This window comes from Lacinutrix mariniflava, assembly GCF_001418015.1.
GTDB classification, from domain to species: domain Bacteria; phylum Bacteroidota; class Bacteroidia; order Flavobacteriales; family Flavobacteriaceae; genus Lacinutrix; species Lacinutrix mariniflava.
In genome coordinates this window covers 291,238-304,178 of sequence record NZ_LIQG01000032.1, presented here as the reverse complement: position 1 = coordinate 304,178, position 12,941 = coordinate 291,238, and the positions used below count along the sequence as shown (strand labels likewise).

The following is a 12,941-nucleotide window of genomic DNA, read 5'->3' as shown; positions in this document are numbered from 1 at the left end:
TGAGCAAAAATAACGATTAAAATGAGTTGGCATTATCTATTAGGAAATATTTAATATGAAAAAACCTGCCGAAGATTAAACTTGGCAGGTTTTATATGTTGTAATTAATTAGAATTAATCTCTAAAAATAGTCTGTTTTCTATCTGGTCCAACAGAAACAATAGTAATAGGAATTTCTAATTCTTTTTCAAGGAAATCTATATACTCGTTTAATGCTTTAGGTAATTGAGCATATTCAGTCATACCTGTTAAATCTTCACTCCAACCTTTGAATTCTGAATAGATTGGCTCTACGTTTTCAGGTTCTATATTAAACGGTAAATGTTCGATAGTTTCACCTTTATATTTATAAGCTGTTGCTACTTTTAAGGTCTTAAATCCTGAAAGCACATCACTTTTCATCATCATTAATTTTGTAACACCATTAACACGACATGTGTATTTTAAAGCTACTAAATCTAACCAACCACAACGTCTTGCTCTACCTGTAACTGCTCCAAATTCTTGACCAACTCTAGCCATTTCTTCGCCATCTGCATCAAATAATTCAGTAGGAAAAGGTCCAGAACCAACACGTGTAGTGTATGCTTTAAAAATACCAAAAACGTCTTTTATTTGGTTTGGTGCAATACCTAAACCTGTACAAGCTCCAGCAGCAGTAGTGTTAGAAGATGTTACAAATGGATAGGTTCCAAAATCGATATCTAAAAGTGAACCTTGAGCACCTTCTGCTAAAATAGTTTTACCATCTCTTAGCGCTTGGTGTAAATAAGCTTCACTATCTATGAATTGTAATTCTTTTAAACGTTCTACAGATTCGAAAAACTCAACTTCCATTTCTGCTAAGTCATATTGTACATCCACATTGTAGAATGCAATCATAGCTTCATGCTTATTGGCTAAAGCTCTGTATTTTTCTTTCCAATCTGGCATCTCTAAATCACCAACACGAATACCGTTTCTACCCGTTTTATCCATGTAAGTTGGTCCAATACCTTTTAAAGTAGAACCAATTTTAGCTTTTCCTTTAGAAGCTTCACTTGCAGCATCTAATAAGCGATGCGTTGGTAAAATTAAGTGTGCTTTACGAGATACAATCAGTTTTGCTTTATAATCAATATCAAATTGATCTAAACCTTCTAATTCTTTAATAAATACTACAGGATCGACAACAACGCCATTTCCAATAACATTCATAGATTCCTTATGAAAAATTCCAGAAGGAATTGTTCTAAGCACATGTTTTATGCCATCGAATTTAAGTGTGTGTCCTGCATTTGGCCCACCTTGAAAGCGTGCTATAATGTTGTAATTCTTGGTTAATACATCAACAATTTTTCCTTTGCCTTCGTCTCCCCATTGTAAACCTAGTAGTAAATCTACTGCCATTGTAGTAAGTTTTTTTTAGTTGTCTTCTGTTTTATTCTTTGTTCCATAAAAATAGAGCGAGTGGTTAGTGATTGTAATATCAAAAACCTCTTCGATTGTTTTTTTTATGGATTGTATTCTTGGATCGCAAAATTCGATAACTTCACCAGTATCTGTTAAAATTACATGATCGTGTTGCTTATCGAAATATGATTTTTCGTAATGTGCTTGGTTTTTTCCAAATTGGTGTTTTCTAACCAAACCACAGTCTAAAAGTAATTCTATGGTATTATAAAGTGTAGCGCGACTAACACGATATTTTTTGTTTTTCATTTTTAAATACAAAGATTCTATATCAAAATGTTCTTTGTTATTATAAATTTCTTGAAGTATAGCGTATCGTTCAGGTGTTTTTCTGTGACCATTACCTTCTAAAAAAGCTGTAAAAACATTTTTTACAATCTCTTGATTTTTTGTGTCTGTATTTGCGCTCATAATTTAAGGAACAAATTTACATCTTTTTTTGGGGTAATTCTACAATTTTATGAGATAGAATAAAGTGTTATCACGCAGTTATTAACAAGGTTGATTTTATGCCCTTGTAACCTTCTCGATACCATTGATTTTTTTAAGATTATCGATTAGCTTTTTAAGTAAGGTTTTATTTTTAACACTCACATTAATTTTTCCAGAGAAAACACCATGATTACTTTGAAAACTAATACTCGTCATGTTTACATGCATGTTTTCCGAAATAACTTTAGTAATATCATTTACCAATCCTAAATTATCGATTCCAGAAAGGTTAATATTAGCATAGTATTCTTGCTTAGAAGAGTCAATCCATTTAGCAAGCATTATGCGATACGCATAATTAGATTGCAAGCTTAATGCATTTGGGCAGTTTTTTTTATGGACTTTAATACCTTCGTTAATAGTAAGGAAACCAAAAACAGAATCTCCAGGAATAGGATTGCAACAGGTTGCTAGTTTGTAGTCCAAGGTTTCTTCCTCCTTACCAAAAACAAGCATGTCGTAGCTACTTGTAATTTCATCTTTTTCGAGTTCTTCTTTTGAAATCGAATTTTTACGATTCATCTTATTCTTAATAAAACTGACTAAAGCATTGCTTCTTGATGCTGCGTAGTCCTTGAGCATTGGGTTGCTTATAGTTCCAATTCCTACACGATAGAAAAGATCTAAGCTGGTTTTAAGTTTAAAGTGGCTAACCATTTCGTTAACCGATTTCTCATCGAGCGTAATTTTAAGTTGTTTTAATTTTCTACGTAAAATCTCCTTACCATCCTCGGCAACAATTTTTTCGTCTTCACGAAGTAATGATTTTATTTTACCTCGTGCGCGTGATGTGGTGGCATAATCCAGCCAATTAGGATTAGGCTTTATGTTTTCACTTGTTAATATATCTACTTGATCACCACTATTAAGTTCATGACTTAATGGTACTAGTTTTCCGTTTACTTTTGCACCTCGTGTTCTCATACCAACTTCCGTATGAATACTAAAAGCAAAATCTAAAGGTGTTGCGCCTTTTGGTAAAGATTTTAAATCTCCTTTTGGTGTAAAAACAAATATTTCTTTAGAGTAGAGGTTCAGTTTAAATTGCTCGACAAAATCGACAGCATTTGTAGAGTGGTTTTCTAGCGCTTCTTGAAGTCTATTAATCCACATGTCGAGATTATCTTCTTTATCGTCGTTATTTTTGTATTTATAGTGGGCCGCATAACCTTTTTCGGCTATCTCGTTCATACGTTCACTTCTAATTTGTACTTCTACCCATCGACCTTTAGGACCCATTACTGTAATATGGAGCGCTTCGTAACCTGTAGATTTTGGAGATGAAATCCAATCTCGTAATCGTGTTGGATTTGGTCTAAAGTGATCTGTAACGACTGAGTAAATTTTCCAAGCTAGAAATTTCTCATTTTCCTTATCCGATCTGTAAATAATTCTAACGGCAAACTTATCGTAAACTTCATCGTAAGCAACGCCTTGTTTTTCCATTTTTCGTTTAATAGAAAAAATAGATTTTGGACGTCCTTTTATTTCACAATTTAATTGTTCTTTATCTAAAGAGGTTTTTATAACGCTATTAAATTCTTGAATGTAAGCATCTTGATCTTGCTTGCTTTCTTTTGTTTTATGAAGAATCTCGTTATAAATCTCCGGTTCTGTATATTTTAAACTTAAATCTTCAAGCTCTGTTTTTATATTATAAAGGCCAATTCTATGTGCTAATGGTGCATAAATGTATAGTGTTTCGCTTGCAATTTTTTCTTGCTTATCAGGACGCATGGAGTCCATGGTTTGCATGTTGTGGAGTCTGTCGGCAATTTTTATAATAATAACACGAACATCATCATTAAGTGTTAGCAGCATTTTTCTAAAATTCTCTGCTTGAAGAGACACATCCATGTCTTTTTCTTTACTTAAAGATGAGATTTTGGTTAAACCATCTACAATTCTTGCAACGGTTTCACCAAATAGTTTTTCAATGTCTTTTACAGTATAATCGTCGCTATCTTCTACAACATCATGTAGTAAAGCAGCAGCAATAGAGGTAGCATCCATTCCTATTTCTGAAGCCACAATACGTGCTACAGCAATAGGATGAAATATATAGGCTTCACCACTTTTTCTACGCTGTGTTTTGTGTGCATCTACAGCAACATCAAAAGCTTTCCGAATTAGTTTTTTATCGTCATCTGTTAAAGACGTATAACTAACCTTTAATAAGTCTTTATAGGCTTTTGCAATCGTTGCGTTTTCTTTCTCTATCTCTGCTTCCGTCATATAAATAAAAATAAGAATTAAATATGAATGCGCAAGGCGTTTTTTTTCATTTTTTAAATGAAGAAATAATAGCTAATTAAAAAGAGGTGATTTAGATTAATTATCCCTGTAAGTCTCTATATTTAAGCCTAGTCCGTAATTGTTTAAGCCGGCTTTAAGGAGGTTCGATTTTTCTACATTCTGCTTATCGAAAAGTGTCCATTGTCCACCATTTAAGAAAATGCGTCTTACAAAGGTTCTTTTTTCGGTAATCTCGTCTGTAAAAGGTAATAGAGGTCTAAACGTTGTTGATACTTTTACAACACCACGCTTTGTTTTAATTTCTTGATATTTTTTATTTGGTAATAGCTTTCCTTTTGCATCTGTATAGCCTAATACTTGGAGCGAAATAAATAAGCCGTTTTTAGGCATGTAGACATCGTATTTAGTGATATCAACTTCTAATATTTTTTCATTTTTTTCATTTGCAATAAAAACAACATTGTCATAGGTTAAAACATCGCCAGGTAAGCCGTTATTGTTTTCATAAAAATTAACTTTAAATAATGTAGAAAATGGTCTTTTTTTAGAGGTCTTTCTTTTGCGTTTATCCCAATCTTTAGCTTCTACTTTTATAGGTACTTGTAAACTAGATAAACGCTGTGTTTTAGTAGAGTTGTTAGGGAAATAGACTGCAATTTCACTTTCTATTGTTGGGAGCCAACATTTAAAATAATCCTCATGAACGGTTGGTTTTATTTTTTCGAGCTTAAACTTTCCTTTTGGTTTACTTAAAAAGACTTCATCAAGTGTATTTATACTTGATTTCATTATAATTGTAGCAGATAAAACTTGAGTTGCTAGTTTAAGGTCATTAAAGCCAATGGCAGAAATAAATAACGAATCGATATCCTTATATAATTTTTTTGTGAAATAAAACTGACCGGCATCATCTGCAAATAATCCATTACCATTACCAAAAGATATCGTTGCGTAAGAAACGGGTTCTTCAGTCTCCGAAATTATGGTTGTGTTTTGTGCTTTTACACTAAAACTTAAAACACAAAGAATAATAAAATAATATAATTTAGTCATGCTATTAATATATGAAAATTAATACCAACGTTTTTTCTTCTTTTTAGACGCCTCACTTTTACGTCCCTTTTTATATTTAGAACCTTGTTTTTTATGCACAACAGGTTTTGCTTTTGGATCTAAAGGATAAGGATGCTCTTCTATAACATCTAATTGTAAATGAATTAGTTGCTGGATGTTTTTTACATATTCTTTTTCGTCTGCAGAACAAAAAGAATAAGCAGTTCCTGTATTTCCTGCTCTTGCAGTTCTTCCAATTCTATGCACGTAGGTTTCTGGTACGCTTGGTAAATCGAAATTAATTACAGCATCTACATCGTCTACATCAATACCACGTGCAGCAACGTCTGTTGCGATTAGGATATCGACTTTGTTTTTTTTAAAATTTTTTAAAGCTTCTTGTCTTAATGTTTGACTTTTGTCACCATGAATACTGTCTACTTTATAATTATTTTTAAGAAGTGTTTGTTCTAATTTGTCGACACCATATTTTGTACGGCGAAAAATAATTATACGACCATTTATAGTGCTACGTAGTAAATGCAAACACAATTCAATTTTTTGTGGTTTAGGTACGTAATATAGCGCTTGATTTACATTTTTAGAGGTTGAAGAATTTTGAGACACTTCAACACGATATGGATTATTTAATATCGTTTCTGCTAATTGCTCGACCTTGTAAGGTATGGTTGCAGAGAATAATAGTGTTTGTTTTTCTTTAGGACACAGTCTTTCAATTTTATTAACATCGTCAATAAAGCCCATGTCAAGCATTAAATCTGCTTCGTCTAAAACTAATGTTTCAACATAATCTAGGTTTACAGTATCTTGTTTATGTAAATCGAGTAAACGACCAGGTGTTGCAATTAAAATATCGACACCTTTTCTTAGTAGGTCTTTTTGTGGATCTATAGACGCACCTCCAAAAACTACAGCAGACTTTAAATTGGTATGCGTAGCGTAATCTTCGAAATTTTGTTGAATTTGTATTGCTAATTCACGTGTTGGACTAATAATAAGTGCACGTATTTTCTTTTGATTCTTTGCAGACTCTTGCTTATCATACAACAATTGTAAAATAGGTAATGCAAAAGCAGCTGTTTTTCCTGTTCCTGTTTGTGCAGAAGCAATCACATCTTTTTTATCTAAAACTAACGGAATCGTGCGCTCTTGAATAAGTGTTGGGTTATCGTAGCCTTTCTCTGCAATGGCACGAAGTAATGGTCTGTTTAGTTTTAGGTCTTTAAATGACATGTAAAAAATGTTTGCTGCAAAGGTAGTTCTATAATTTAACTTTTAGTCACCTCAATAGTGTAAGTAGCAACAATATCATTATTAATTTTTAAGTGCACATCGTAAAAGCCTTTTCTATTAAACTGGTGCTTAAAAGATGTTATTCCATCTTCGGTTTTAAGATCCTGAATTTTATAAGTATGTTCATTGCTTCCTGAGAAATGAACTAATGAGATTTTGTCTTCAGTATTATTTTTTAATCTTTTAAAACTAAAAGTAATTTCAGTTTCATTTTGTATTGTAAAGTCCATTTTTTCAGGACTTACAGGTATTATTTTATGTTTAAACGTTTCGCCATAAACTAAAGGCGAAGCAATAAAGTCTGATTGTATTAAAGTTTCATTTAATAACCACTTTTTTTCTAATGGGAAGTGGTTTTTGGCAAACAATATAGGTTCTGTTAAAAAGTAACCGTCGTTATAATCGTTAAGAAAAAATCCTTCACCAATCATATAACCACTAGACCAAGTGGCATCGCTTAAATACCATTTGTTATGTAGTTTAACTGCATTCCATGAATGATTAGGTTTGTTAAGAGTTTCGATATTTGATTTGGTAGAGCGTCCGTAACCATCAATTATTTTACAGTCTATATTAGCAAAAAAGCACAATTCTTTTATTAAATAAGCATAACCAGTACACATGGTTTTTTTATCTTCATATAACTTCTTGTAAACGGTTTTTTTGTATTTATTATTCCATTGTAAATAGGCTTGACTATCATTTTTAAGTTTCTTACGTTTTCTGCTTACTTTTTCGTGTTGGTAAGAATCTCCTTTTATATTATTACAAACCCATGTGTAAATGGCTCTAAATTTTTCAGCGTCTGTTGGGAGTTTAAAAGTGAGGTTATATGCCAGTAATTGTAAATTATCTAAATCACTTCCTTTATATAATTGCGCCACATTATCTGCAACAGTAAAGTCTGTAGCTTCAAAATCTGAGATTTGAGCGATTGCATTATTGACTATCAATAACAAGAATAAAAGAAGTGTATTTTTCATAAAATTAATGATTATCTATTTCTATTAGACTTGTAAACTTCTTTAACAGCTATTTTGCCCATTAAAATAACAGTATCTGTTGTCATACTTACTTTTAAATCTATTTTAGAAGTCGTTCCATTATTTTCAACAACCATTTTTTGAGAATCCATGCCTATTGAAGTAAAAACTAATACATCGCCTTTTTTTAGTCTCTTCGGAAATTCAAAATTGCCATCAAAATCTGTTACAGTTCCAGTTTCTGTTCCTTCTAGCATAACGTTTACTCCAGGTAAAGGTAATTCTGAATCTGAAACAGTTCCTTTTACAAGAATGTTGTTTTGAAATTTTGAAATGTTAGTTTTTGTATCACTTCCTAACGTTTGTGTCGTATCCTGTGCGTGCATTGACGACATAGAAAATAAAGCCAAACATGCTAAGCCAACACCACTTAGTATTCCATATTTTCTTGGAGGTAAAGGTTCTGCTTTAAAGGTATTAAGTTGGTTTGCTTTAAACCTTCCACAAGTGTTTTCTTTATAGTTTAAAGAGAAGTATTCAGTAATACCTTGAGTGTTCATTTTTGTAAAATCTATAACTTCCTTTTCGCAAGAATTGCAGAAACCACCATTTGGAGTGGAAGCGAATGTTTTAAAGTTTTCTTGGCAAGGTGTTTTAATTTTTAAACTGATTTGATTTTTCATGGTATCCGTTTTTATGTGTTAATATACATCAAACATATACTTAACAATAACATTATAAAACACAGAACTAGTAAACGCTACGTTTCAATGAGTGAAACACTACTTTTAATGAGTCTAAGAAATTATAATATTGAGATTCGATGCGCTTATTAACTATTAAGCAAGTTAATTAAAAACCGATTTGTACTTCAATGTTACATTGTTTAAATTAACAGATAGGGACTTTAACCACAATAATTGATTGCTAATTAAATGGGCTTCCTGCAAGTTTAAAAGCGTTTTATTGTCTATCTCGGTTTGTCCGGCTTCAATATCGCTATCACGTTTTAGAGATAAATTATTGTAACGTTTTTGAAGCTTTTCATGCGCTTTGTGTATTTCTTTTTCTTCGGAAAAATGAGCCGTCTCATTATGTCCTAATTTTGAAGCAGCATGTTTTAAGGACGATGTAATATCTTTAATAATAGTATCGAATTCTTCTGAAGCTGGAGTTGTATTATGATTTAATACATAACTCCCAATAGATGCTATCGCCGATAGTATAGTATGGTTTAAGGTTACCATATCGTAAATTAAAGCGGATTCTTTCTGTTTAGATTTTGGATCTTGTGTTAAACGTTGAAAAGCTGCATTTAAATTACTCATTGCTAGAAAAGCCTTTTTTCTTGAGACTTTGTACTCTAAGCTATTTTCTTCTTTATTATGGTATAGATGTTTTGTGGCTTCTAAGTAATCGCTGTTAGTGGTAATAACATTTAATATTACAGAATCTAAGTTTTTATACTCCCAACTCGGGAATAATAAATAGTTTGCTAAAACCGCAATTCCGGCACCTAAAACGGTATCGATAACACGATATTGAATAACGGTAAAGGCATTAGGATCTATAAGTGCGTAAACAAAAACAATGTTTAAGGTTATAAAAGCAGCACCAGCTTTATAGCTTTGTTGTATTAAAGAAAAGGCGAAGGTTAGTGAGATAACAGCCAACACCATATAAATAATTGTGTTTTGTGTAATTAAAACAATTGCTGTTGCTATTACAGCTCCAATTATGGTACCTATAATTCTATTTTTAGAGCGTTCTTTGGTTAATCCATAGTTAGGACGCATAATAACTATAATGGTTAAAATAATCCAATAAGCGTTTTTAAGATCTAATAAACTACCGAGTAAAAAGCCAAAAATAATAGCAATAGTTAATCTTAAGGCATGCCTTAACATTGGCGATTTTAAACTAAAATGTTGTAATAGTATATTAAATCTATAATCTTGAGAGGTTAAAAAAGGAACAGACTCTTTTGTTTTTAAAAAGGCTTTAGAGTTGTTTTTAACTTTTGTTAAAACACGTCTAATTGCTTTTACTTCTTGGAGTAGTTGTTTTTGGTAATCTTGAAGGTTCCTTAAAGAAATAGCACCTTCTCGAGCCTTTGGTAAAGATATTTCGGCTACATAATCTAATATGGCTTTGTCGGTCTCTTTATAGATGTCGTTAAATATTTCTATGTTGGGTAATTCTCCTTTTTTTATTAATAATTCGGATAAAGCAATAAGGTGTTTTCCCATTTCTTTATTCATTTTCTTAAAGCTATTCAAATGCTTTTTTCGTAAACCAAATAAAGAATCTATTTTAGAATAGTCTAAAGAATTTGCTAAAGCCAATTCGAAAATATCGACTAAAGATATAAATATTAATAAACGTCTTTCGTTAGAGTGGGACCTTCCAGAACGTTTTCTACCTTCTAAAAGTAACTCTCTTAATGTTTCGTGTTTCTCGCTTATTTGCGTTTGTAGAATTAATGCTTTTTTAGAAAACTTTTCACGCTTATTAGGCTTTACTAAAAGCTTAGCTCTCACTTTTAAAAACTGTCCGGTAAGTTGTAAGGTGTCAGACAGTAATTGGTCGTCGTCTTTTTTAGGAAAAATCCAATTTGCAAATAGTGAAAAGCTTAAATACCATAAACCTCCTAAACCTAAAAGACTAACATGTATTGCAATCGATTTTATATCTGGTTTGTCTATTGCTAAAGCTAGAACAATTGCCAGTAGACCAGAAAAAGAAATTAAAGAAGCTCTAAAACCATAAACAGATATTAAACTAATACCAAAACTTAAAATAGTAATAGCGATTACTAGTAAAGCAAAAATAGGTTTGGTTAATAATATTATAAACGTAACCAACATGGTTAATGCAATACTAATAAAGATACCGTTAATTTTGCGCCTTAAACTTCCGGGTACATCGCTGGGAGCATTTAAAAAAGTACCTAAAGCAATTGCCGGAGCAAAAACAAATAAATCTATAGCATTAAAAACAATTAAGGGTAAAATTACTGCAACTGTAAGTACAACACCTCTATAAAAGCTTGAGCCTTTAAGAAATAATTCGGTAGTTTTTAGGTACGCCTTTAACTTGTTCTGCATAGTAACTCAAAGATAGTTTTTAATGCCTTTTATTGAGGTTAATCTTGTGTTATTTATAATTGTAACAATCCAAAATCTCTTAATTTTTGTATTGATTTCGAAAACCAGAACAATTCAAAATCTTCAAATTGGGTTTCAAAGTCTTTTTTTAATGCAGAAAAAGATTGCGCCTTACCATTTGTAGGTTTTAATATTTCGAGCTGATCTAATAACCATTCGCCTTCAGGCTTATTTAAAGTGATTTCTAGTCGTTCTATTTTATCATGAAACGTTAAGTCTAGTAACTCATTTGTAAATCCTTTTTTAGTTTTTGTACGTTCTGCAACTAGAGGTAAATGACCTAGCCAAACAATTTTTGCTGTAGGCTTTGTGCTTAACGTAGTCTCGGTATTAAGGCAGTCTTCAATATAATATGGTGTAATTGAAGTTTGCGGAATACTAAAATCGAACCATTCTTGTAAATCCATGTCAAAGCCAATGCCGTGCATGAAATTAAATAATGATTTTTTTAATCCGAAGCTGAACAAACTGTGATCAATACCTGTACTATCTGTAAAATCAATATCATTATTAGCAAACGAAATCGATTTGTAATTTGGTGTAATACCATATTCTGAAGGATTTAAACCAATGGGACTATGTGCTGTTAATGCAAACTGATGCCAGAATCCAGATTGTATAATACCCAATTCAAACAACTGTCTTACCATCTCTAAACTATCAATAGTTTCTTGTTCTGTTTGTGTTGGATAACCATACATTAAGTAAGAGTGTACCATAATGTTGGCTTGTGTAAAATTGCGCGTTACTTGCGCTACTTGCTCAACGGTTACACCTTTATCTATAAGTTTTAAAAGTCGATCTGAAGCCACTTCTAAACCGCCAGAAACAGCAATGCAACCAGATGCTTTTAATAAATAACAAAGGTCTTGGGTAAAGTTTTTTTCGAATCTAATGTTAGTCCACCAAGTAACTGTTAGCTGTCGTTTTATAATCTCTAAAGCCAAGGCTTTCATTAAAGCAGGAGGCGCAGCTTCATCTACAAAATGGAAACCATTTTCTCCAGTTTGTTCAATTAACTGTTCCATTCTGTCTACTAAAAGTGCAGCAGCAATAGGTTCGTAAATTTTAATATAATCTAAAGAGATATCGCAAAAAGTACATTTTCCCCAATAACAACCATGCGCCATTGTGAGCTTGTTCCATCTGCCATCGCTCCATAAACTGTGCATTGGATTGGCAATTTCTATAACCGAAACGTATTGGTCTAATAACAGATCTGAATAATCTGGTGTGCCAACCTCTAGCTGTTTGTAGTCTGGTCTTTTGGTATTGTTTTTATAAGTAACGACATCGTTTTCTAGGATGAAAGTACGTTTGAATTCGTTTTCAGAGATACTTTCGTGGAGTTTATCTTGAGCGCAGTCGAAAGGCTCTGAATGGCAGACTGCTTCATAGAGTAATTCTACTGGTAACTCACCATCATCCAACGTAATAAAATCGAAGAAATCGAAAACACGTTTATCTGTTACTTGTCGTAATTCGGTATTAGGAAAACCACCACCAATAGCAATTTTAATTTCAGGATAATTAGCTTTAATAAATTGTGCACACCTAAAGGCGCTGTATAAATTACCAGGAAAAGGCACCGAAAAACAAACCAGTTTTGGTTGTACCGCTTTTAGTTTATCTTCTAAAAGCGCAAGTGTAATAGTATCTATAAATGTTGGTGTTTCTTGCAAGCTATCGTATAACTCATCAAACGCATTGGCACTTTGCCCTAAACGTTCTGCATACCTGCTAAAACCAAAATTAGGATCGATACATTCTATAATAAAATCGGATAAATCTTCAAGATATAAGGTTGCCAAATGTTTGGCTTTGTCTTGCATTCCCATTTCGCCAAAAGCCCAATCCATATCTTCTAATTGCTCGAAACGAGAAGCTTGTGGTAGAAAATTTGTAGTACAAATTTGTCTTGCTAAAGTTTGGTTTTTGCCTTGTAAAAATAGAATTACAGCATCTAAAGGTTGTAAGTAATCGTCTTTTAATGTGTAAATACGTTGGCAATTTTCCGTTGAAATACTTTCGTTTTCAATAGCTAAATCGAAAAGTTTATTAAATGTTGTTTTACTGAATAATTCCAGGATAACCTCAATACCTAAATCCATCTGAAATGCAGAAATGCCCTTAGTGTTTAAAAACCCTTTTAAATATGCAGTCGCAGGATAAGGTGTGTTTAATTGGGTAAAAGGTGGTGTTATTAGTAATAGGTCTTTCAATT

At 32.2% G+C, this 12,941-nt stretch carries 9 protein-coding genes; all 9 read right to left on the bottom strand.

The annotated features are described in order from the left end of the window. Positions 1-114: 114 nt before the first annotated feature. The 9 genes from ASC44_RS17350 to ASC44_RS17310 all read right to left on the bottom strand — a co-directional run bounded on the left by ASC44_RS17350 (position 115) and on the right by ASC44_RS17310 (position 12,939). Positions 115-1,389 carry an adenylosuccinate synthase gene (locus tag ASC44_RS17350; protein ID WP_055448879.1) on the bottom strand — a complete coding sequence of 425 codons (1,275 nt, stop codon included), beginning with the start codon at positions 1,387-1,389 and terminating at the stop codon, positions 115-117. 15 nt (positions 1,390-1,404) lie between these two features. Next, positions 1,405-1,863 (bottom strand): Fur family transcriptional regulator, encoded by a 459-nt coding sequence (locus ASC44_RS17345; protein ID WP_055435529.1) that lies wholly within the window; start codon positions 1,861-1,863, stop codon positions 1,405-1,407. A 96-nt stretch (positions 1,864-1,959) separates the two neighbouring features. Continuing rightward, positions 1,960-4,179 carry a RelA/SpoT family protein gene (locus tag ASC44_RS17340; protein WP_055448878.1) on the bottom strand — a complete coding sequence of 740 codons (2,220 nt, stop codon included), beginning with the start codon at positions 4,177-4,179 and terminating at the stop codon, positions 1,960-1,962. A gap of 96 nt (positions 4,180-4,275) precedes the next feature. Further along, on the bottom strand, positions 4,276-5,253 hold the full coding sequence (locus tag ASC44_RS17335) for a peptidase associated/transthyretin-like domain-containing protein (protein WP_055448877.1): 978 nt from the start codon (positions 5,251-5,253) through the stop codon (positions 4,276-4,278). 18 nt (positions 5,254-5,271) lie between these two features. Further along, positions 5,272-6,507: a DEAD/DEAH box helicase gene (locus ASC44_RS17330; RefSeq protein WP_055448876.1), complete on the bottom strand. Its 1,236-nt coding sequence runs from the start codon at positions 6,505-6,507 to the stop codon at positions 5,272-5,274. Between the two features lie 35 nt (positions 6,508-6,542). Further along, on the bottom strand, positions 6,543-7,550 hold the full coding sequence (locus tag ASC44_RS17325; RefSeq protein WP_055448875.1) for a transglutaminase domain-containing protein: 1,008 nt from the start codon (positions 7,548-7,550) through the stop codon (positions 6,543-6,545). A gap of 11 nt (positions 7,551-7,561) precedes the next feature. Beyond that, positions 7,562-8,233, bottom strand: coding sequence for a carboxypeptidase-like regulatory domain-containing protein (locus tag ASC44_RS17320; protein WP_055448874.1), 672 nt, complete (start codon positions 8,231-8,233; stop codon positions 7,562-7,564). 165 nt (positions 8,234-8,398) lie between these two features. Beyond that, complete coding sequence (locus ASC44_RS17315) at positions 8,399-10,657, bottom strand: FUSC family protein (protein ID WP_055448873.1); 2,259 nt, start codon at positions 10,655-10,657, stop codon at positions 8,399-8,401. Between the two features lie 53 nt (positions 10,658-10,710). Further along, on the bottom strand, positions 10,711-12,939 hold the full coding sequence (locus ASC44_RS17310) for a B12-binding domain-containing radical SAM protein (protein WP_055448872.1): 2,229 nt from the start codon (positions 12,937-12,939) through the stop codon (positions 10,711-10,713). Positions 12,940-12,941: the final 2 nt, after the last annotated feature.